General features: G+C 70.2%; 21 protein-coding genes. 18 read left to right on the top strand and 3 right to left on the bottom strand.

Translation table 11 applies throughout. The features are described from left to right. The first annotated feature begins 21 nt into the window (after positions 1-21). The 14 genes from SOM35_RS06230 to SOM35_RS06165 all read left to right on the top strand — a co-directional run bounded on the left by SOM35_RS06230 (position 22) and on the right by SOM35_RS06165 (position 13992). Complete coding sequence (locus SOM35_RS06230) at positions 22-564, top strand: adenine phosphoribosyltransferase (RefSeq protein WP_111073442.1); 543 nt, start codon at positions 22-24, stop codon at positions 562-564. A 95-nt stretch (positions 565-659) separates the two neighbouring features. Continuing rightward, positions 660-2648, top strand: coding sequence for a threonine--tRNA ligase (gene thrS, locus SOM35_RS06225; protein WP_320514907.1), 1989 nt, complete (start codon positions 660-662; stop codon positions 2646-2648). Then, positions 2648-3226, top strand: a complete 579-nt coding sequence (locus SOM35_RS06220; protein ID WP_111073443.1) for an HIT family protein — start codon at positions 2648-2650, stop codon at positions 3224-3226. The genes thrS and SOM35_RS06220 overlap by 1 nt, the downstream gene beginning before the upstream one ends. A gap of 12 nt (positions 3227-3238) precedes the next feature. Then, entirely contained in the window at positions 3239-4156 is a 918-nt protein-coding gene (gene pdxS, locus SOM35_RS06215; RefSeq protein WP_111073444.1) for a pyridoxal 5'-phosphate synthase lyase subunit PdxS, read from the top strand. Then, positions 4146-4745: a pyridoxal 5'-phosphate synthase glutaminase subunit PdxT gene (gene pdxT, locus SOM35_RS06210; protein WP_320514742.1), complete on the top strand. Its 600-nt coding sequence runs from the start codon at positions 4146-4148 to the stop codon at positions 4743-4745. Before pdxS ends, pdxT begins: the two co-directional genes overlap by 11 nt. A gap of 104 nt (positions 4746-4849) precedes the next feature. Continuing rightward, positions 4850-5614: a YebC/PmpR family DNA-binding transcriptional regulator gene (locus SOM35_RS06205; protein WP_111073446.1), complete on the top strand. Its 765-nt coding sequence runs from the start codon at positions 4850-4852 to the stop codon at positions 5612-5614. Positions 5615-5640: 26 nt separating this feature from the next. Then, the gene (ruvC, locus tag SOM35_RS06200) at positions 5641-6264 is read left to right on the top strand and encodes a crossover junction endodeoxyribonuclease RuvC (RefSeq protein ID WP_181439114.1); all 624 of its coding nucleotides are present in this window, start codon (positions 5641-5643) and stop codon (positions 6262-6264) included. Continuing rightward, on the top strand, positions 6261-6878 hold the full coding sequence (gene ruvA, locus SOM35_RS06195) for a Holliday junction branch migration protein RuvA (RefSeq protein ID WP_221849561.1): 618 nt from the start codon (positions 6261-6263) through the stop codon (positions 6876-6878). The genes ruvC and ruvA overlap by 4 nt, the downstream gene beginning before the upstream one ends. Next, the gene (gene ruvB, locus SOM35_RS06190) at positions 6875-7912 is read left to right on the top strand and encodes a Holliday junction branch migration DNA helicase RuvB (RefSeq protein WP_320514741.1); all 1038 of its coding nucleotides are present in this window, start codon (positions 6875-6877) and stop codon (positions 7910-7912) included. Before ruvA ends, ruvB begins: the two co-directional genes overlap by 4 nt. 66 nt (positions 7913-7978) lie before the next feature. Further along, the gene (locus SOM35_RS06185) at positions 7979-8368 is read left to right on the top strand and encodes a preprotein translocase subunit YajC (protein WP_111073450.1); all 390 of its coding nucleotides are present in this window, start codon (positions 7979-7981) and stop codon (positions 8366-8368) included. Between the two features lie 91 nt (positions 8369-8459). Continuing rightward, positions 8460-10217, top strand: a complete 1758-nt coding sequence (gene secD / locus SOM35_RS06180) for a protein translocase subunit SecD (protein ID WP_320514740.1) — start codon at positions 8460-8462, stop codon at positions 10215-10217. Beyond that, on the top strand, positions 10217-11215 hold the full coding sequence (gene secF / locus SOM35_RS06175) for a protein translocase subunit SecF (RefSeq protein ID WP_253463094.1): 999 nt from the start codon (positions 10217-10219) through the stop codon (positions 11213-11215). The genes secD and secF overlap by 1 nt, the downstream gene beginning before the upstream one ends. After that, positions 11215-11574: a rhodanese-like domain-containing protein gene (locus tag SOM35_RS06170; protein WP_320514739.1), complete on the top strand. Its 360-nt coding sequence runs from the start codon at positions 11215-11217 to the stop codon at positions 11572-11574. The genes secF and SOM35_RS06170 overlap by 1 nt, the downstream gene beginning before the upstream one ends. A gap of 45 nt (positions 11575-11619) precedes the next feature. Then, a complete protein-coding gene (locus SOM35_RS06165) occupies positions 11620-13992 on the top strand; it encodes a RelA/SpoT family protein (RefSeq protein ID WP_258376612.1) in 2373 nt (790 codons plus the stop codon). Positions 13993-14035: 43 nt separating this feature from the next. On the opposite strand, the gene SOM35_RS06160 is transcribed toward SOM35_RS06165, so the two are convergent. The 3 genes from SOM35_RS06160 to deoC form a co-directional block, all read right to left on the bottom strand. Then, positions 14036-14587, bottom strand: a complete 552-nt coding sequence (locus SOM35_RS06160) for a type IV toxin-antitoxin system AbiEi family antitoxin (protein ID WP_320514738.1) — start codon at positions 14585-14587, stop codon at positions 14036-14038. Positions 14588-14678: 91 nt separating this feature from the next. Beyond that, entirely contained in the window at positions 14679-15632 is a 954-nt protein-coding gene (locus SOM35_RS06155) for an ROK family protein (RefSeq protein WP_320514737.1), read from the bottom strand. 116 nt (positions 15633-15748) lie between these two features. Continuing rightward, positions 15749-16495 (bottom strand): deoxyribose-phosphate aldolase, encoded by a 747-nt coding sequence (gene deoC / locus SOM35_RS06150; RefSeq protein ID WP_320514736.1) that lies wholly within the window; start codon positions 16493-16495, stop codon positions 15749-15751. Positions 16496-16537: 42 nt separating this feature from the next. Here deoC and SOM35_RS06145 point away from each other — a divergent pair, with 42 nt between their 5' ends. The 4 genes from SOM35_RS06145 to SOM35_RS06130 all read left to right on the top strand — a co-directional run bounded on the left by SOM35_RS06145 (position 16538) and on the right by SOM35_RS06130 (position 20740). Further along, positions 16538-18070, top strand: a complete 1533-nt coding sequence (locus tag SOM35_RS06145) for an SDR family oxidoreductase (protein WP_320514735.1) — start codon at positions 16538-16540, stop codon at positions 18068-18070. Beyond that, complete coding sequence (locus tag SOM35_RS06140; protein WP_320514734.1) at positions 18067-18666, top strand: GDSL-type esterase/lipase family protein; 600 nt, start codon at positions 18067-18069, stop codon at positions 18664-18666. Before SOM35_RS06145 ends, SOM35_RS06140 begins: the two co-directional genes overlap by 4 nt. Next, the gene (locus SOM35_RS06135) at positions 18663-19118 is read left to right on the top strand and encodes a DUF6804 family protein (RefSeq protein ID WP_320514733.1); all 456 of its coding nucleotides are present in this window, start codon (positions 18663-18665) and stop codon (positions 19116-19118) included. Before SOM35_RS06140 ends, SOM35_RS06135 begins: the two co-directional genes overlap by 4 nt. A gap of 68 nt (positions 19119-19186) precedes the next feature. Next, complete coding sequence (locus SOM35_RS06130; protein WP_320514732.1) at positions 19187-20740, top strand: stealth conserved region 3 domain-containing protein; 1554 nt, start codon at positions 19187-19189, stop codon at positions 20738-20740. Positions 20741-20765 lie beyond the last annotated feature (25 nt).

Genomic DNA, 20765 nt, shown 5'->3' with positions numbered 1-20765 from the left:
CAGCCCCGTACGGTTGAGGACATGACCGACTCCGCCGCTGCCCTCGTCGAGCGCCTCACCACGATCGTCCCCGACTTCCCGAAGCCGGGCGTGCTCTTCCGCGACGTGACGCCGGTGTTCGCCGACCCGATCGCCTTCGGCCGTGTGTGCGAGGCCCTCGCCGCGCCCTTCGCCGTCGGTGGTGGCTTCGCCGCCGTCGCCGGCATCGAGGCGCGCGGGTTCGCGCTGGCCGGCGGGATCGCCGCGCAGCACCAGGTCGGCGTGCTCACGGTCCGCAAGGCCGGCAAGCTGCCCGGCGAGGTCCTCAGCGAGCAGTACGCGCTCGAGTACGGCGAGGCCGAACTCGAGCTCCGTCCGGGCCAGCTCGAACCGGGCACCCGGGTGCTCGTCGTCGACGACGTCCTGGCCACCGGGGGCACCGCCGCCGCGACCGTGACCCTGCTCGAACGTGCCGGCTACCAGGCGATCGGGTTCGCCGCACTCCTCGAACTCGACGGCCTGTCGGGTCGCGAACGCATCGAGCCGCGCCTGCCCGTCACCACGCTCGGCCGCGTGCCCGCCTGACCCGGCCCGCCACTACCATCGACGTACCACCAGACCGAGGGAGCCCCACCATCGTGACCGAGTCAGTCGCCGCACCGTCCGCCGAGCCCGACGCCGTGCCCCAGGCACCCGAGCCCCGCACCGCGACGACCACCACGACGGGCACCGAGCTCTTCGACGGCGTCCGCGGGGTCGTCGCCATCCGGGTCGACGGCGTCCTCAAGGACCTCGCCGCGGACGTGCAGGCAGGCGAGACCGCCGAGCCGGTGACGCTCGACGAGCAGGACGGCCTCGACATCCTCCGGCACAGCGCCGCCCACGTGCTGGCGCAGGCCGTACAGCAGATCAACCCCGACGCCAAGCTCGGCATCGGGCCGCCCGTCACCGACGGCTTCTACTACGACTTCGACGTCGCCGAGCCCTTCACGCCGGAGGACCTCAAGGCGATCGAGAAGGGCATGGACGGGATCGTCAAGCAGGCCCAGCGCTTCCGCCGCCGGGTCGTCAGCGACGACGAAGCTCGCCAGCTGATGGTGGGGGAGCCCTACAAGCAGGAGCTCATCGGGCTCAAGGGTGCCGCGTCCGAGGGCGACTCGGGCGAGAGCGTCGAGGTCGGTGCCGGCGAACTCACCGTCTACGAGAACGTCGACCCGAAGTCCGGTGACGTCGTCTGGCAGGACCTCTGCCGTGGCCCGCACGTGCCGCACACCCGCTGGATCGGCAACGCCGCGAAGCTCATGCGTGTGGCTGCTGCCTACTGGCGCGGCTCCGAGAAGAACCCGCAGCTGCAGCGCGTCTACGGCACCGCCTGGCCCGACAAGGACCAGCTCAAGGCGTACCTCGTCCGCCTCGAGGAAGCCGCGAAGCGCGACCACCGCAAGCTCGGTGCCGAGCTCGACCTGTTCTCGTTCCCGGACGAGATCGGCTCGGGCCTGGCGATCTTCCACCCCAAGGGCGGCATCATCCGCCGTGAGATGGAGGACTACTCGCGCCGTCGGCACGAGCAGGAGGGCTACTCGTTCGTCTACACGCCGCACATCACCAAGGGCGACCTGTTCGAGCAGTCCGGACACCTGGGCTGGTACAAGGACGGCATGTTCCCGCCCATGCACATGGACGAGGCCCGCGACGAGGACGGCAACGTCACCCGGCAGGGTGCGGACTACTACCTCAAGCCGATGAACTGCCCGATGCACATCCTGGCGTACCGGTCGCAGGCCCGCTCGTACCGCGACCTGCCCCTGCGGATGTTCGAGTTCGGCACGGTCTACCGCAACGAGAAGTCCGGCGTCATCCACGGCCTCACCCGGGTCCGCGGCCTGACCCAGGACGACGCCCACATCTTCACCACGAAGGAGAAGATGAAGGAGGAGCTCACCACGACCCTGCAGTTCGTGCTGTCGCTGCTCCGTGACTACGGCCTCGACGACTTCTACCTCGAGCTCTCCACGAAGGACCCGGAGAAGTACGTCGGCGACGACGACGTCTGGGAAGAGGCCACGAACACCCTGCGCGAGGTCGCCGAGGAGACCGGACTCGAACTCGTGCCGGACCCCGCCGGAGCGGCGTTCTACGGCCCGAAGATCTCGGTGCAGGCCCGCGACGCCATCGGCCGCACCTGGCAGATGTCGACCGTGCAGCTCGACTTCAACCTGCCGGAGCGCTTCGGCATCGAGTACGCCGCCGCCGACGGCACCCGCCAGCGTCCGGTGATGATCCACCGCGCCCTGTTCGGCTCGATCGAGCGGTTCTTCGGCGTCCTCACCGAGCACTACGCCGGTGCGTTCCCCGCGTGGCTGTCGCCGGTGCAGGTCGTCGCCATCCCGGTGGCCGAGGAGTACGGCGACTACCTCGACGAGGTCGTCGCGAAGCTCCGCGCCCAGGGCGTCCGCGCGGAGGTCGACCACTCGGACGACCGCATGCAGAAGAAGATCCGCACGCACACGAAGGCCAAGGTGCCGTTCCAGCTCATCGCGGGCGGGGACGACCGTGACGCCGGCGCCGTGAGCTTCCGCTTCCGCGACGGCCGCCAGGACAACGGTGTGCCCGTGGACGAAGCGGTCGAGCGCATCACGACCGCGATCCGCGACCGCGTGCAGGTCTGATGACCGGCCCGCTCGACGACGAGGGCAACCCGCTGGAGATCCGGGACGCCGCCACCCAGGCGGCGGTCCCGGACTCCTTCCAGCGCCTGTGGAACCCGCACCGGATGGCGTACATCGACGCCGGCCGCGCGGGGGAGGGCCGCGGCCACCGCGACGACTGCCCGTTCTGCGAGGCACCGCGGAAGTCCGACGAGGACGCCCTCATCGTCGCGCGGGGCGAGCACGCCTACGTGCTGCTCAACCTGTACCCGTACAACAACGGCCACCTGCTGGTCTGCCCCTACCGGCACGTCCCGCTCTACGACGAGGCGACGCCCCAGGAGCTGCAGGAGATCGGCGAACTCACCCAGACGGCGATGCGGGTCCTGCGCGAGGTCTCGCACTGCGACGGCTTCAACATCGGCATGAACCAGGGCGAGGTCGCCGGAGCGGGCGTCGCCGCCCACCTGCACCAGCACATCGTGCCGCGGTGGCAGTCGGACGCGAACTTCTTCCCGATCATCGCCCGGACGAAGTCGCTCTCGCAGATGCTCGGCGACACTCGTCGACTCGTCGCCGAGGGGTGGCCGTCGGACTAGACTGAGGGGATCATGAGCGACAGCACCCCCAGCACCGTCAACGCCACTTCGACCACCGGGTCCTCGCGCGTCAAGCGCGGTCTCGCGGAGATGCTCAAGGGCGGCGTCATCATGGACGTGATCGACGCCGACCAGGCACGCATCGCAGAGGAAGCCGGCGCCACCGCCGTCATGGCCCTCGAGCGCGTCCCCGCCGACATCCGCGCCCAGGGTGGTGTCGCCCGCATGTCCGACCCGTCGATGATCGAGGAGATCATCGCCGCCGTGTCGATCCCCGTCATGGCGAAGGCCCGCATCGGCCACTTCGTCGAGGCCCAGGTGCTGCAGGAGCTCGGCGTCGACTACATCGACGAGTCCGAGGTCCTCTCGCCGGCCGACTACGTGAACCACATCGACAAGTGGAAGTTCACCACCCCCTTCGTCTGCGGTGCCACCAACCTCGGCGAAGCGCTCCGTCGCATCACCGAGGGCGCGGCGATGATCCGCTCCAAGGGCGAAGCCGGCACCGGTGACGTGTCCGAGGCCACGCGCCACATCCGCACCATCTCGAAGGAGATCGCTGCGCTGCGGAACCTCAAGGAAGACGAGCTCTACGTCGCCGCCAAGGAACTGCAGGCGCCGTACGACGTGGTGAAGGAAGTGGCCCAGACCGGCAAGCTGCCCGTCGTGCTCTTCACCGCCGGTGGTGTCGCCACCCCGGCCGACGCCGCGATGATGATGCAGCTCGGTGCGGACGGCGTGTTCGTCGGCTCCGGCATCTTCAAGTCGGGCGACCCGGCCAAGCGTGCGGCCGCGATCGTGAAGGCCGTCACGTTCCACGACGACCCGAAGGTCATCGCCGAGGTCTCCCGCGGTCTGGGTGAGGCGATGGTCGGCATCAACGTCGCCGACGTCCCCGCACCGCACCGCCTCGCCGAGCGTGGCTGGTAAGCCGTCGCCCCGGATCGGCGTCCTCGCCCTGCAGGGCGACTTCCGCGAGCACATCGCGTCGCTCACCGAGCTCGGCGCTGACGTCGTGCCGCTCCGCCGCCCGGAGGAGATCGACACCCTCGACGGTGTCGTGATCCCCGGCGGCGAGTCGAGCGTGATGGACAAGCTGTCCCGCGCGTTCGGGGTCGCCGAACCCCTGCGCGACGCCATCCTCGGGGGACTCCCGACCTACGGCACCTGCGCGGGCATGATCATGCTCAGTTCGCGGATCACCGACGGCATCGCGGGGCAGCACACGCTCGACGTGCTCGACACCACGGTGCGGCGGAACGCGTTCGGCAACCAGAACGACTCGTTCGAGATCGACATCCCGATGCCCGACCTCGGCGAGGCCCCGGTGCACGCGGTGTTCATCCGGGCGCCGGTGGTCGAGCAGCACGGCGCCGGCGTCGACGTCATCGGTGCCCTGCCCGACGGTCAAGTCGTGGCCGTGCAGCAGGGCAACGTGCTCGCGAGTGCGTTCCACCCCGAGGTCGCGGGCGAGGACCGGTTCCACCGCCGCTTCCTCGACATCGTCCGTCGCGCCTGATGCCCACCCGGCCGCCTGGCCAGCCGGGCCTGCGCGGCGGACGCACACCGCGCCTCCCGGGCCGGTAAACTGTCGGAGACTTTCCGCACGACGCAAGGAGAACCGTGTCCGGGCATTCCAAGTGGGCGACGACGAAGCACAAGAAGGCCGTCATCGACGGTCGCCGTGCGAAGTCGTTCGCCAAGCTCATCAAGAACATCGAAGTCGCCGCGAAGATGGGCGGGGCCGACATGTCGGGCAACCCGACCCTCGTCGACGCGGTCCAGAAGGCCAAGAAGACCTCGGTGCCGAACGACAACATCGACCGCGCCATCAAGCGCGGTGCCGGCCTGACCGGTGAGTCGATCGAGTACACGACCATCATGTACGAGGGGTACGGCCCGAACGGCGTCGCGCTCCTGGTCGAGTGCCTCACCGACAACAAGAACCGTGCCGCGGCCGAGGTCCGGACGGCGATGAACCGCAACGGCGGCACCATGGCCGACCCGGGCAGCGTCGCGTACAACTTCAACCGCAAGGGCGTCATCTCGGTCACCAAGACCGACGCCCTGACCGAGGACGACGTCATGACGGCCGTGCTCGACGCGGGTGTCGAGGACGTCATCGACCAGGGTGGTGGCTTCGAGGTCATCACCGAGGCGAGTGACCTGGTCGAGGCCCGCACCGCCCTGCAGGCGGCCGGTATCGACTACGACGCCGCGGACGCTGAGTTCGTGCCGAACCTCAAGGTCGAGGTCGACGCGGACACCGCCCGCAAGGTGTTCAAGCTCATCGACGCGCTCGAGGACAGCGACGACGTGCAGAACGTCTACGCCAACTTCGACGTGCCGGCGGACGTGCAGGCCGAGCTCGACGAAGACGAGGACTGATCACGGCCAGGGCCGGCGCGCTGCGGGTGCTCGGGGTCGACCCCGGGCTCACCCGCTGCGGCGTCGGCGTGGTCGAGGTCACGCCGGACCGCCGCGCCCGCCTGGTGCACGTCACGGTCGTCCGTACCCCGGCCGACATGGCGCTGGAGCTCCGGCTGCTCGCGATCGCCGAGGGCATCGCCGAGCAGATCGACGCGCACCGGCCCGACGCGGTGGCCGTGGAGCGGGTGTTCGCGCAGGCGAACGTCCGGACGGTGATGGGCACGGCGCAGGCGTCCGGCCTCGCCCTGCACGCCGCCGCCGCGCGCGGGCTGCCGGTCGGGCTGCACACCCCGTCCGAGGTCAAGGCCGCGATCACCGGCTACGGCAACGCCGACAAGCGGCAGGTCCAGGCGATGGTCGCCCGGGTCCTCGGCCTCGCCGAGGCGCCCAAGCCCGCCGACGCCGCGGACGCGCTCGCCCTGGCGGTCTGTCATGCCTGGAGGCTCGGTTCACCCGACGCCGTCAGCTCCGGACCGGGGACCCTCACCCCGGCACAGCGCGCCTGGCGTGACGCGCAGGCCGGGGCGGCCGGCCGCAGTGCCGCGTCACCCCTCGTGCGGAGCGGCGGCGCGAGGACGTCCCCGGCCCGCCCTAGGCTCGGGGCATGATCGCGAGTCTCCGGGGCACCTGCATCGACGTCGCCGGATCGACCGCCGTGGTGGAGGTCAGCGGAGTCGGGTACGCCGTCACGGTGACGCCCGCCCACGCCCTGACGATGCGCCACGGATCAGAGGTCTTCGTCCGCACGGCCCTGATCGTCCGGGACGACGCGTTCGAGCTCTTCGGCTTCGAGTCGACCGACGCCCTGCGCGTCTTCGACCTGCTCCGGAGCGTCTCCGGCGTCGGCCCGAAGTCCGCACTCGGCGTCCTCGGACAGATGACCGCGGCCCAGGTCGCGAACGCCGTCGCGCACGACGACGACGGGGCGTTCCGCAAGGTCTCTGGCATCGGACCGAAGACCGCCAAGCTCATCATCGTCGCCCTCTCCGGCAAGCTCGCCGCGTTCGAGGCACCCACGACCACCGGCGCCGCTGCCACGGTCGCCCACCCCGCGACCGAGGACGTCGTCATCGCCTTGGTCGGCCTCGGCTGGCGCGAGGACGCAGCACGCAGCGCCGTCGACGACGCCGTCGCGAACGAGCCCGGCGTCGAGCAGATGGGGACGCAGGCGCTGCTCCGGGCCGCGCTCGGGACCCTCCGACCCACGGGTGCCGGCCGATGAGCGGCGGGATCACCGCCGCCAACGCGCAGTCACCGGAGGAGCTGGCGTTCGAGGGCGCGCTCCGGCCGAAGTCGCTCGACGAGTTCGTCGGGCAGCGGAAGGTCCGCGGGCAGCTCGACCTGCTGCTCAAGGCCGCCGCCATGCAGGACCGGACGCCGGACCACATCCTGATGGCCGGGCCTCCCGGACTCGGCAAGACCACGCTGGCGATGATCGTCGCGCACGAGTCGTCGCGCCCCCTGCGGATGTCCAGCGGACCGGCGATCCAGCACGCGGGGGACCTCGCCGCGGTGCTGTCGTCGCTGATGCCCGGTGACGTGCTGTTCATCGACGAGATCCACCGCATGGCGCGTTCGGCGGAGGAGATGCTCTACCTGGCGATGGAGGACTTCCGCATCGACGTGATGGTGGGCAAGGGCGCCGGGGCGACGAGCATCCCGCTCGACCTCGCGCCGTTCACCCTCGTCGGCGCGACCACCCGTGCCGGGCTCCTGCCGAACCCGCTCCGCGACCGCTTCGGCTTCACGGCGCACCTCGAGTTCTACGAGCGCGACGAACTCGAACAGGTCCTGATCCGCGCCGCGCATCTGCTCGAGCTCGACTTCGACCGGTACGCCCTGCGGGAGATCGCCGGGCGCTCCCGCGGCACCCCGCGCATCGCGAACCGACTGCTCCGACGGGTGCGGGACTTCGCACTCGTGCACGGCACGCGGGACGGCATGGCTGCGGTCCAGGGCGCCCTCGAGCTGTACGACGTCGACGAGTACGGCCTCGACCGGCTGGACCGTGCGGTGCTCGAGACCATGCTGACCCGCTTCGACGGCGGTCCGGTCGGCCTGAACACCCTCGCGGTGTCCGTCGGTGAAGAGTCCGAGACGATCGAGTCCGTCGTCGAACCGTTCCTCGTGCGGATCGGTCTCGTGACGCGGACGCCCCGCGGGCGGATCGCGACCCCGCAGGCGTGGCGCCACTTCGGTCTGACGCCCGGTCAGGCCGCGGCACAGCCCGGACTGTTCGCCGCAGACGATGCGTGAAGTACTGCACATGTGCGTGCTCTAGACTGCTCGCGCCCGAAACCGCTCGACCGACCGAAGGCTCCCATGGACCAGTACTTCCTCATCATCATCGTCGTGGCGTTCGCGGCCTTCATGTTCTACAGCAGCCGCAAGCGCAAGAAGCAGCAGACCGAGACCGCCAGCCAGATGGTCCCGGGTGCGCGCGTCATGCTCTCGTTCGGCCTGTACGGCACGCTCGTGTCGGTCGATGACGAGAAGGTCACCGCGGACGTCGAGATCGCGCCGGGCACCGTCATCACGGTGCACCGCCAGACGCTGTCCCGCGTCGTCCCGGAGGAGACCCCGGAGGCCGTCGACACGACCGTCACGACCGAGACCGAAGCGGACTCGCACGTCACCGAACTCAACGGCGAGCCGATCTACGGCGAGCGTGTCGAGGACGTCGACAGCACGAAGCGCAAGACCGAAGACTGACCTCCGACGCCGCCGGCTGACCGGCGGTGCGACACCATGAGCCCCGTGCGTTGCGACGCGCGGGGCTCACGACAGAAAGACGAGACGACCGGTGGCACGATCGACACCCGTCAAGAAGGCGCTCCGCTCGCTCACCTGGTTGGTGATCCTGATCGCGGTCCTCGCGGGGCTGAACACCGCCGCATCGGTCCTCGCGGGCAGCACCAAGGACGCCTCCGACAAGTGGTACGCCGGCGCGAGCTGGGTCCCCGAGCTGGCACTCGACCTGCAGGGCGGCACCCAGATCACCCTGGCGGCGCAGAGCACCGAGGGCTCGGCAGTCACCTCGCAGCAGCTGCAGCAGGCGGTGAACATCATCCGCCAGCGCATCGACGCCACCGGTGTCTCGGAGTCCGAGATCAACACCCAGGGCGCGAACAACATCGTCGTGTCGATCCCGGGCAAGCCGGACCAGCAGACGATCCAGCGCATCGAGGCCGCGGCGAAGCTGACCTTCCGCCCGGTGCTCTTCACCGAGGCCGCGTCCGACAGCGCCGTGGGGGACTCCGGCAAGGGCTCCACCGCCTCACCGACGCCGTACTCGCCGCCCGCCTCACTGCAGGCGACCCCGAGCTCGAAGCCGACGAACGGCAGCGACCTCGCCTGGGTGACGCCGAAGCTGCAGGACCTCTACACGAACTACAAGTGCTCGGCTCCGGACGACGTCACGTCGGCCCCGGACGACGAGCCCCTGGTCACGTGTGACAACGACGGCGCCGCCAAGTACATCCTCGGTCCGGTCGAGGTGTCGGGGTCCGACATCAGCAACGCCACCTCCGGCCTCGCGTCGAACTCGCAGGGCACGACCACCGGCGAGTGGGCGGTCAACCTGTCCTTCAACGGCGCGGGCACGAAGGACTTCGGCTCGGTCACGAACCGTCTGGTCAAGCTCACGCAGCCGCAGAACCAGTTCGCGATCGTCCTCGACGGCACCGTCATCACGGCGCCGACGACGAACTCCGCGATCACCAACGGCAAGGCGCAGATCACCGGCAACTTCACCGCCGACTCGTCGAAGACCCTGGCCGACCAGCTGAAGTACGGCGCCCTGCCGATCAACTTCCAGGTGCAGTCGAACGAGGTCATCTCCTCGACCCTCGGCACCGCGCAGCTCGTCGGCGGTCTCGTCGCCGGGCTGATCGGTCTGATCCTGGTCGTCATCTACTCGGTCATCCAGTACCGGTCCCTGGCGTTCGTCACGGTCCTGTCGCTCGGTGTCGCCGCCGCGCTGACGTACCTGGTGATCGCGATCATGTCCTGGCGCGTCGACTACCGACTCTCGCTCGCGGGGGTCGCGGGTCTGATCGTGGCGATCGGCATCACGGCGGACTCGTTCATCGTGTACTTCGAGCGCATCCGTGACGAACTCCGTGACGGTCGGGCACTCGAGAGCGCGGTCGAGTCCGGCTGGAAGCGTGCCCTCCGCACGATCCTGGCGTCCGACTCGGTGAACTTCCTCGCCGCCGTGACGCTCTACGTGCTCGCGGTCAGCGACGTGAAGGGTTTCGCGTTCACGCTGCTGCTCACCACGCTGATCGACGTCGTCGTGGTCGCGCTCTTCACCCACCCGATGATGCAGCTCATCGCCCGCACGCGCTTCTTCGGCGAGGGGCACCGCTTCAGCGGGCTCGACCCGGCCGCCCTCGGCGCGGTGTACCGCGGACGTGCCCAGTTCCGGGCGCCGATCGTGGACGGCAAGCGGCAGCGCAGTGCGCGTGAAGCCGCTCGTCGCCAGACCATCGCCGAGCGCAAGGCCGCCGGCTCCGACAACGGCACGGGCAACGGCACCGGCAACGGGAAGGACAGCTGATGGCGAGCTTCAGCCAGTTCGGCAGCGACCTCTACACGGGCAAGCGGTCCTACGACATCGTCGGGCGCCGCAAGACCTGGTACATCATCGCGATCGTGTGCATCGTGCTGTCGCTGGCCATCCCGTGGCTCCGCGGCGGGTACCAGCTCGGCATCGAGTTCACCGGTGGGTCCGAGTTCACGATCTCCGACGCGAAGTCGACCGATCAGGGCATCGCCACCGAGACCGTCGAACGCGTCGTCCCGGACGTCATCCCGCGCGTCTCGCAGCTCGGCCAGCACGGCATCCGTGTGCAGACCGGGCAGCTGACCACGGCACAGACCGACGAGATCGCGTCCGAGCTCGCGACGGCGTACAAGGTGCCGTCCGAGAAGGTCGCCGCCACGTTCATCGGTGCGACGTGGGGCGCCGACGTGCTGGCGCAGGCGATCCGCGGCCTCGTGATCTTCCTGGCCCTCGCCGCCGTGTTCATGGCGCTGTACTTCCGCACCTGGAAGATGTCGCTCGCGGCCATGGTCGCCCTGATCCACGACCTGCTCATCACGGCGGGTGTCTACGGCATCGTCGGGCTCGAGGTCACTCCGGCCGCCGTCATCGGCTTCCTGACCATCCTCGGCTACTCGCTCTACGACACCGTGGTGGTGTTCGACAAGGTGCGTGAGAACACGAGCATCGAGTCGATCCGTACGTTCAAGCAGTCGGTGAACCTCGCGGTGAACCAGACGCTGGTCCGGTCGATCAACACCTCGATCGTGGCGCTCCTGCCCGTCGCGGCGATCCTCTTCATCGGGTCGTACGTGCTCGGTGCCGGCACGCTCCGTGACATCTCGCTCGCGCTGTTCATCGGCATCATCGTCGGGACGTACTCCACGATCTTCCTGGCGTCGCCGATGTACGCGCACCTCCGCGAGAAGGAGCCGAAGATCGTCGCGGCCGACGCCAAGAAGCAGCAGTCCGCTGCGAAGAAGCGTCCGGTCGAGGCCGGGGCGGACGTCTGATGGCCGCCGCCGAGGTCGACCTCACCGATGCCCTCGCCCGTCTCGACGCGGGTGCCCCGCTGATCGACGTGCGCGAGCAGTCCGAGTGGGACGAGGTGCACGCCCCACAGGCACTGCTGCTGCCGATGTCCGAGCTGCAGGCCCGCTGGGCCGAGGTGCCGGTCGACGACGAGCACCCCGCGGTGGTCGTGTGCCACAGCGGGTACCGGTCGGCCCAGGTCGTCGCCGCGCTCGAGCGCGCCGGTGTCCCGGCCATCAGCCTGGCCGGCGGCATGGTCGCCTGGGAGCAGTCCGGCGCACCCGTCGTCCGCGCCGGCTCGGACGCCGCCGCTGACGGCGAACGTGGTCACGAGCACTGACACGACGCGCGTAGTGTTGTCGGATCGAGTCCCGGGAGGCGCAGCATGACCGACACGCGTGAGTCCTCGCAGCCGGATGCCGGCGCCGCTCCCCAGCCCGGTGGTGCGTCCCGCCCCGGGGACGGAAGCCGTCCCGGTTCGTCGCCCCGGCCCTCCAGTCCGCCGCTGGGCGCGAACACCACCGGCAACCTCGGGTCGCTCCGGTCGCTGCTGCCGCGGCTGTTCTCGCGTGCACAGCCCGCTGGGGCCGTCGACACCCTGATCCGCACGGTGCGGTCGCACCACCCCAAGGCGGACACCACGCTCATCGAGCGGGCGTACTCCGTCGCAGAGCGGGCGCACGACGGGCAGAAGCGGAAGTCGGGGGAGCCGTACATCACGCACCCCGTCGCGGTGGCGCAGATCCTGGCCGACCTGGGCATCGGGACCATCACGATCGCCGCGGCACTGCTGCACGACACGGTGGAGGACACCGACTACCAGCTCGACCAGCTGCGCGAGGACTTCGGCGACGAGATCGCGATGCTCGTCGACGGCGTCACCAAGCTCGACAAGGTCAAGTACGGCGACAGCGCCCAGGCCGAGACCGTCCGCAAGATGGTCATCGCGATGTCGAAGGACATCCGCGTGCTCGTCATCAAGCTCGCCGACCGCCTGCACAACGCCCGGACCTGGGGCTTCGTCGAGTCCGCCTCCGCCTCGCGCAAGGCGAAGGAGACGCTCGAGATCTACGCGCCGCTCGCGCACCGCCTCGGCATCCAGATGATCAAGCTCGAGCTCGAGGACCTGTCCTTCGCGGTGCTCCACCCGAAGCTGTACGTCGAGATCGACAGCCTGGTCAAGGAGCGGCAGCCCAAGCGCGAGCAGTTCGTGCAGAACGTCACCGGGACCCTGAAGAAGGACCTGAAGGCCGCCAAGATCCGCGGCGACGTGATGGGTCGCCCGAAGCAGTACTACTCGATCTACCAGAAGATGATCGTGCGCGGGCGTGAGTTCGACGAGATCTACGACCTGGTCGGCATCCGCGTCCTCGTCCCCACGGTGCGGGACTGCTACGCGATGCTCGGAGCCGTGCACGCCCGGTGGACGCCGCTGCCCGGGCGTTTCAAGGACTACATCGCGACGCCGAAGTTCAACCTTTACCAGTCGCTGCACACCTCGGTGCTCGGACCGCAGGGCCGAGCGGTCGAGATCCAGATCCGCACGCACGAGATGCACCAGCGGGCCGAGTTCGGTGTCGCCGCGCACTGGAAGTACAAGCAGCGCATCACCGGTCGCGAAGCCGAGAGCACCACGCAGTCCGACCAGGACATGGCGTGGCTCGCACACATCACCGACTGGCAGGCGGAGACCAGCGACCCGGCCGAGTTCCTCGACTCGTTGCGCTACGAGATCGGCGCGAAGGAGACCTACGTCTTCACGCCGCAGGGCAAGGTCATCGGCCTGCCCGCCGGCGCGACCCCGGTCGACTTCGCGTACGCCGTGCACACCGAGATCGGGCACCGCACGATGGGTGCCAAGGTGAACGGCCGACTGGTGCCCCTCGAGAGCGCCCTGTCGAGCGGCGACGTCGTCGAGATCTTCACGTCGAAGAACCCTGACTCGGGGCCGAGCCAGGACTGGCTGACGTTCGTCCGCAGTCCGCGGGCCCGGAACAAGATCAAGCAGTGGTTCACGAAGGAACGTCGCGAAGAGGCGATCGAGCAGGGCCGTGACGCCATCGCCCGGGCGATGCGGAAGCAGAACCTGCCGCTCCAGCGCATCATGAGCCAGGACACCATCTCCGAGGTGGCGTCGGCGATGCGCTACGACGACGTCGCCGCCCTGTACGCGGCGGTCGGCGAGGGCCACGTGTCCAGCCAGTCCGTCATCGAGAAGGCCCTCGGCAGCATCCAGACGGAGACCGAGACCGACGAGCCCGAGCTGTCGTTCCCGCGCCACGTCACGAGCCGCCAGCTCCGCAACAGCGACAGCGGTGTGCTGGTCCGCGGTGCGCCGGACATCCTCGTCAAGCTCGCGAAGTGCTGCACCCCGGTGCCGGGCGACCAGATCGTGGGCTTCATCACCCGCGGCCAGGGTGTGTCGGTCCACCAGGCGTCGTGCACCAACGTGAAGTCGCTGATGAACGAGCCCGACCGGATGATCGAGGTCGAGTGGGCGCCGTCGTCGAAGTCGGTGTTCCTCGTCCAGATCCAGATCGAGGCCCTCGACCGTTCCGGGCTGCTCAGCGACGTCACGCGGGTCCTCACCGACCACCACGTGAACATCCTGTCCGCCACCGTGTCGACGTCGTCGGACCGACTGGCGCTGTCCCGCTTCGTGTTCGAGATGGGTGACACCACCCACCTCGATCGCGTGCTGAACGCCGTCCGTCGCATCGACGCCGTCTACGACGTGTACCGGGTCAGCGCGGGCTGAACCCGTCGGGCCAGTCCGGCCCGGCCAGGCAAGTCGCAGCCAGTCAGCCCAGTTCGACTCCGGCGTCGCGGAACCGTCGCTGTGCCTGCCGTCCCATCGGCGCCCGCTCGTTCTCTGCCAGGCCGCGGGCGAGGGCGGCGGGATCGACCCCGGCGGCCAGGACCAGGCCGCGCAGGCCCTCGGCGTCGCGCGCGCCGAACGGTCGGCGCAACCGCAGCAGGTCGAGGGCGGTCGCCGTGGGCGTCAGGACGCGCACGTCGGCGCAGGTGGTGACGTCGTCGGCCTCCAGGGCGATCTCCCGCACCGCGGTCCACGCTCCCTTCCGCCGGAAGCGTTCGTCCGCGGGGACACAGCCGTCGTGGGGGACCGGTGGTCGTGAGCACGCACCCCAGATCCATGCTGCGCTGAGGCCGCCCGCGACGACCCGGGTGTCCCCGACGCTCCAGGCGAACGAGGCGGCGCGGAGGGCGGCGTCCTGCGGTTCGGCGATCGACGCCCAGCAGGCCCCGACCGCGACGAGGTCACCGGCGAGCACGGCGGCGTGCAGCTCTGCCGCCGGCCAGTCGTCCGTCGTCACGAGGCGGGAGGAGGGCACGAGCACATGATCCCGCACCCGGTGCCTCCGGCGTCGCCGCTGTGGAGAAGCCGAGCCGAGCCGTCAGCCCAGCGACATCAGTGCTGCGTCGTCAGCGCAGGACGTCGGCGCGGTGCACGAGCGCGGCCGCCCCGATGAGCGGCCCGTCCTGCGACAGCCCCGTCGGCACGATCCGTACCTTCGTCACGAACGGGAACTCGACCCGCTCCGCGACGGCCTGTCGGGCGTACTCGAACAGGTCGGGGGAGACGTGGGAGAAGCCGCCGCCGATCGCCACGACCTCGAGGTCGACCAGGCTCGCGGCCGCGGCGATGGCCTGCCCGAGCGCCCGCCCGCTCCGCCTGACGGCTGCCACGGCGATCTCGTCGCCCGCCGCGTAGGCGGCCGCGAGCTCCTCGCCCGTGCTGCCCGCGAACCCCTGGCGACGTGCCCAGGCGACGGTCTTCGGCCCGCTGGCCACGGCCTCCAGGCAGCCGGTGCCACCGCAGGCGCACGGGTCGTCGTACCCACCGCACTCGACGTGGCCGATGTGGCCGGCGTTGCCGGTCGGCCCGCTGACGGTCCGGCCGTGCAGGATCAGTCCGCCGCCGACGCCGGTGGAGACGATCATGCCCATCACGTGGTCGGAGCCCTGCGCGGCGCCGACCCAGTGCTCGGCGAGCGTGATCGCCAGGCCGTCCATCCGCAGGGTGACGGGGACGCCGTCGGGAACGTGCGCGGCGACGCGGTCGCGGAGCGGGTAGCCGCGCCAGACCGGCATGTTCAGCGGGGAGACCAGGCCGTGCTCCTCGTCGACGGGGCCGGCCGAGCCGATGCCGACGCCGACCAGGGTCGCGTCGGACGGCAGCGTGGCGAGGGTCGCGACGACGACCTCGTCGACCGCGGCCTGCAGCTCCTCGGACGTGCGTCCGGCACCGGTCGGGCTGCGGTGCCGGGTGGCCGGCAGGACGACGCCCTGGTCGGTGACGAGTGCGGCTTCGACCTTGGTGCCGCCGAGGTCGACGGCGAGGGCGAGGTTCGCGGACGGGGTCGTGGTGCTGGACATGCGCACTCCGGTGTGGCGGTCGGGAGGCCCGGCAGCAGTCCCCGACGTGTGGTCACGTCCGGACGCGGCCGGCCTGGTTCAGGTCGGTCTGGTTCAGATGGGTCGGGGCGAGGGGTTCAGTACGACGAGGTGTCGTCGCCGCGGTCCGAGGACGCGCCGGTCGTGACACGGTGCGCGACCTCGTCGAGGATCCGGGCCGAGGCGCTGGTGCCGATGCGCGTCGCGCCGGCCTGCACCATCTCGAGCAGCGTGTCGAGGCCGCGGACGCCACCGGAGGCCTTCACGCCCGTGTCCGGGCCGACGGTCTCGCGCATGAGCCGGATGTGCTCGGCGGTCGCGCCACCACCGGCGAACCCGGTCGAGGTCTTCACGAACGCGGCACCCCCGGCGACCGCGGCGCGGCTGGCGGCGACGACCTCGTCGTCGGTCAGGTACGCGGTCTCGAGGATGACCTTGACGATCGTGTCGCCGGCGGCGTCGACGACGGCACGGACGTCACGCTCGACGCGCTGCCAGTCGCCGGACTTCGCGGCGCCGATGTCCTGCACCATGTCGAGCTCGAAGGCGCCGTCGGCGAGGGCCTGCAGCGACTCGGCGACCTTGGCCGCGGTGGAGGTGGTGCCGTGCGGGAAGCCGATCACGGTGCCGACGCCGACGCCGGTGCCCTGGAGGCGCTCGACGGCGTGCTGGACGTCGCCCGGTCGGACGCAGACGCTGAACACCCGGTGCGCGGCGGCCTCGTCGAGCTGCTCGTCCACCTGGGAACGGCTCAGCTCGGGCTTGAGGATCGCGTGGTCGATGAGTCGACGCACCGAGTCGGCATCGAGAGCGGCTGCGGTGACGGGGTTCGATGCGTTGTCCACCCGGCAAGCCTACAAGCAGGCGCGAGGCGTACGGTTCGGAGCATGCGCGTCCTCGTCACCGGGGCCACCGGGTACATCGGTGGTCGACTGGTCCCCAGACTCCTCGATGCCGGGCACGACGTCCGGGTCCTCGTCCGCAACCCGCGCAAGCTGCAGGACGTTCCCTGGAACGACCGTGTCACGGTCGCCGAGGGTGACCTGCAGGACGCCGACGCGGTGTCCGCGGCGGTCGACGGCATCGAGGCGGTCTACTACCTCGCCCACGCCATGGGGGCGGACGGCGACTTCGAGCAGGCCGAACGCGACGCCGCGCAGACCATGGCCCGCGTCGCCCACGACGCCGGTGTCCAGCGCTTCGTCTACCTCGGCGGCCTGCACCCGGACGGCGACCTCAGCAAGCACCTGCGCAGCCGGAAAGAGGTGGGGGAGATCCTCCTCGGCTCCGGCGTGCCGACGATCGCGCTCCAGGCCGGCGTCGTCATCGGATCGGGCAGCACCTCGTTCGAGATGATCCGCCACCTGACCGACGTGCTGCCCTGGATGCCGGCGCCCCGCTGGGTCCGGAACCGCATCCAGCCGATCGCCGTCCGCGACGTCCTGTACTACCTCGTCGAGGCGCTCACGATCCCGGCCGACGTCAACCGCACGTACGACATCGGCGGCCCCGACGTCCTCCGGTACGGGCAGATGCTCAACGGGTACGCGGTCGAGGCGAAGCTGCCCCAGCGACCGATCACGGTCCTCCCGGTCCTGACCCCGCGGCTCGCCGCGCACTGGTTCAACGTCGTGACTCCGATCCCGCGCAAGCTCGCGACGCCGATCATCGAGTCGCTGCAGTTCGAGTGCGTGCAGCGCGAGCACGACATCGACGACGTGATCCCGCAGCCCGAGGGTGGACTGACCTCGTACCGACGGGCCGTCCGGCTGGCGCTGGCGAAGATGCGCAGCGGCGAGGTCCTGACCAGCTGGCGCAACGCGACGCTCTCGAGCGGCTCGGCCGACCCGCTGCCGAGCGACCCGGAGTGGGCCGGCCACACCGTGTACGTCGACGACCGCAAGCGGCACTCGTCGGCTCCGCCGGAAGCCGTGTGGAGCGTCGTCGAGTCGATCGGTGGCGAGAACGGCTGGTACTCGTTCCCGCTCGCCTGGGTCGCTCGCGGCTGGCTCGACAAGATCGCCGGCGGCGTCGGCCTGAGCCGCGGCCGTCGCGACCCGAAGCGGCTCGAGCAGGGCGACGCACTCGACTGGTGGCGCGTCGAGCGGCTGGTCCGCGGCCGGTACCTGCGCCTCCGCGCCGAGTTCAAGTCGCCGGGTCGTGCCTGGCTCGAGATGACCGTCACCCCCGCCGAAGACGGCGGCAGCGACTACCACCAGCGGGCGATCTACTTCCCGCAGGGGCTCGCCGGACGGCTCTACTGGTACGGCATCCTGCCCTTCCACGGGGTGATCTTCCCCGGCATGGTCGAGCGGATCACCGCCCGTGCCGAACGGGAGGCGCACCACACCGACTCGACGCAGCGCAACTCCACGTACCAGAATGACGACGCGCAGCCAGCGCACGAGGAGGCGGCATGAGCGACGACGGCACGACGAGTGGCGGCGGTCTCCTGTTCCTCGGTGACAGCATCACCGCGGGCGGCGACTGGGGCCAGTGGCTCCCCGACGAGCGGACCATCAACCTCGGTGTCGACGGCGACACCACGGACGGTGTCCTCGCGAGGCTCGACGAGGTCGTGCAGGCCGCACCCGAGGTCATCGTGCTGCTGATCGGCACGAACGACTTCGGTCACCACCGGGCCAGCGCGGAGCACGTCGTCCGGAACGTCGAATCGGCCCTGGTACAGCTGCGTCGGGCACTGCCCGGCGTCCGGCTGCTCCTCGTGTCGATCCTGCCGCGGCAGGCCGAGTACGCGCAGAAGACCGAGCAGGCGAACCGGCACCTGCGGCAGTTCGTGGCCACCTGCCACGCGCAGTACCTCGACGTCTGGCCGGCCCTGGCCGACGGGGACCACCTCGACGAGCGCTTCACCGCCGACGGGCTGCACCTCACCGAGGACGGGTACCGCGCGTACGTCGCCGAGCTCGTCCCGGCACTCGAGCGTGTCCGGGAGCTGCCACCGATGTCCCGCCCGATCTCGCTCGCCGACCTCCGCGACGCGCAGGACCGATGACGGCTCGGAAGGGACGGCCCGCGATCGGGTCGTCACAGCAGGCGTCGCCGTCCACTTCGACGGCGTCGTCGACCCCCGCCGGGTCGGGTCGTGCTCGTGGGGCGGGTGGGGCGGCTCGTGACCGACAGGCGCTCCCGGACTTCACCCGGCCGGCCCTCGCACCGTCGCTGCTGGCGGCCGTGGTGCTCCTGGCCTGCGTGGCGTTCCTCGACTCGTCGGCGTTCGTGTTCGCGCGCTGGGGCGTCACCGTGCTCGCGCTCATCGTGCTGGTCTTCGCGGTCCGCGGTCGGGTCTGGTGGGCAGCGGTGCTCACCGCGGCCGTCGCCGTCTGCTGGAACCCGGTCGTGGTCGTCCCGATCCCCGGGCAGCTCTGGGCGGCGCTGCAGCTGGTCGCGGCGGCGCTCTTCATCGTCGTCGGCATCACGGTCAAGGTGCCGCGCGCGGCGGACTGACGTCGCGCCTCCCGGTAAGATCGCACGTGCTGTGCATCGCGCGCGGCGGCGCGACCTGGAAGGCATGGATGAGCAACGAGACCGAGCCGGTGACCGAGAGTCCTCTGCTGACCCCTCGACCGTCCTCCGGCGGTCTCGACCGTCCTGACGTCGTCCTCCGCAAGGGACGGCTCACCCTCATCAACGGGCACCTCACGCCCCAGCAGTCGATGATCGAGGACCTGCTGTTCCTCGACGACGCCCTCACCGCGGCCGACGTCGACCACCTGCTGATCCGCGGCAACGACCAGCGGCCCGTCATCGCCATCGACGAGCGGGACCGTCAGCGTGCCGAGAGCGCCGTGATGGACGCCGCCGCGGGGGAGCCCTTCTACGCGAAGCCGCCGGGCAAGGCCGCCCTGCTCGTCGTGGACGACGGCTTCGGCTCGGCCGACGAGCCCGTGCTCCGCCTGTTCCGTCCCCGGCTCGAGCCGATGGGACGCCTGCGCTACGGTGCCGAGACGAGTGTGCAGCTCGAGTTCTGGCGCGTCACCGAGACCGAGGTCCTGGCTCCCGTCGAGAACGCCCTGATGCGCCGCAGTCTGCCGATCGAGGAGTTCGTCCTCGTCGACATCGAGCGCTACGGCCGCGGCTGGTCCACGGTCGAGCACATGTTCGACGACCACGTGTCCGACATCCGCTTCCCGATCGACATCGTGTTCTCGTGGGTCGACGGCAACGCGATCGAGTACCAGCGCGCCCGTCAGGCCGCACAGGCGAGCGCCGTGCTGGGGGAGGGCGACGACGCCCCGGCCCGCTTCCGGCAGATCAACGAGCTGAAGTACGCCCTGCGGTCGGTGCACATCTTCGCGCCGTGGATCCGTCGCATCTACATCGCGACCGACTCACCGGCGCCGGAGTGGCTGGCCGACCACCCGAAGGTCCGGATCGTCCGCAGCGAGGAGTTCTTCGCCGACCCCTCCGTCCTGCCGACGCACAACTCGCAGGCCGTCGAGGCGCAGCTGCACCACATCCCCGGGCTCAGCGAGCACTTCATCTACTCGAACGACGACATGTTCTTCGGGCGCCAGGTCGACCCGTCGATGTTCTTCAGCCCGGGCTCGGTGACGAAGTTCATCCTGGCGATCACGCGGATCGGTCTCGGGACGAACAACCCGGCCCGCAGCGGGTTCGAGAACTCGGCTCGGGTGAACCGGAAGCTCCTGCAGCAGCGGTTCGGTGCGGTCACGACCCGGCACCTCGAGCACGCGGCGACGCCGTTGCGGAAGAGCATCATGACCGAGATGGAGCACGAGTTCGCGGCGGAGTTCGCGGCGACCGCCGGCTCCCGGTTCCGCGCGGCAGACAACATCTCCGTGACGAACTCGCTGTACCACTACTACGCGCTGTTGACGGGGCGGGGGATCATCCAGGAGAACGCCACCGTCGGGTACATCGACACGACGATGGAAGCCGGTCTCCGCGAGCTCGACGAACTGCTGAAGAAGCGGAACGTGGACATGTTCTGCCTGAACGACGGCAGCTTCCCGGAGGTCAGTGACGAGGAGCGCACCGAGCGCGTCACCGACTTCCTCGAGCGCTACTTCCCGTTCCCGGCACCCTGGGAACGCCCCAGCACCTGAGGCTGCGCCAGGAGGGCCGTGGCTG

This window comes from Curtobacterium sp. CFBP9011 (genome assembly GCF_034045095.1).
Classification (GTDB): Bacteria; Actinomycetota; Actinomycetes; order Actinomycetales; family Microbacteriaceae; genus Curtobacterium.
Note: the sequence above shows the minus strand (reverse complement) of the source record. Positions and strands in the feature narration are given on the sequence as shown.

Excerpts from the sequence above, each read along its gene's own strand:
- SOM35_RS06145 (WP_320514735.1), top strand. The coding sequence starts at position 16,538 with ATGCGCGTCCTCGTCACCGGGGCCACCGGGTACATCGGTGGTCGACTG.
- ruvB (WP_320514741.1), top strand. The coding sequence starts at position 6,875 with ATGAGCGGCGGGATCACCGCCGCCAACGCGCAGTCACCGGAGGAGCTG.
- SOM35_RS06135 (WP_320514733.1), top strand. The coding sequence starts at position 18,663 with ATGACGGCTCGGAAGGGACGGCCCGCGATCGGGTCGTCACAGCAGGCG.
- SOM35_RS06140 (WP_320514734.1), top strand. The coding sequence starts at position 18,067 with ATGAGCGACGACGGCACGACGAGTGGCGGCGGTCTCCTGTTCCTCGGT.
- SOM35_RS06155 (WP_320514737.1), bottom strand. The coding sequence starts at position 15,632 with ATGTCCAGCACCACGACCCCGTCCGCGAACCTCGCCCTCGCCGTCGAC.
- SOM35_RS06220 (WP_111073443.1), top strand. The coding sequence starts at position 2,648 with ATGACCGGCCCGCTCGACGACGAGGGCAACCCGCTGGAGATCCGGGAC.
- SOM35_RS06130 (WP_320514732.1), top strand. The coding sequence starts at position 19,187 with ATGAGCAACGAGACCGAGCCGGTGACCGAGAGTCCTCTGCTGACCCCT.
- ruvA (WP_221849561.1), top strand. The coding sequence starts at position 6,261 with ATGATCGCGAGTCTCCGGGGCACCTGCATCGACGTCGCCGGATCGACC.
- pdxS (WP_111073444.1), top strand. The coding sequence starts at position 3,239 with ATGAGCGACAGCACCCCCAGCACCGTCAACGCCACTTCGACCACCGGG.
- SOM35_RS06165 (WP_258376612.1), top strand. The coding sequence starts at position 11,620 with ATGACCGACACGCGTGAGTCCTCGCAGCCGGATGCCGGCGCCGCTCCC.
- SOM35_RS06170 (WP_320514739.1), top strand. The coding sequence starts at position 11,215 with ATGGCCGCCGCCGAGGTCGACCTCACCGATGCCCTCGCCCGTCTCGAC.
- SOM35_RS06185 (WP_111073450.1), top strand. The coding sequence starts at position 7,979 with ATGGACCAGTACTTCCTCATCATCATCGTCGTGGCGTTCGCGGCCTTC.
- secF (WP_253463094.1), top strand. The coding sequence starts at position 10,217 with ATGGCGAGCTTCAGCCAGTTCGGCAGCGACCTCTACACGGGCAAGCGG.
- SOM35_RS06230 (WP_111073442.1), top strand. The coding sequence starts at position 22 with ATGACCGACTCCGCCGCTGCCCTCGTCGAGCGCCTCACCACGATCGTC.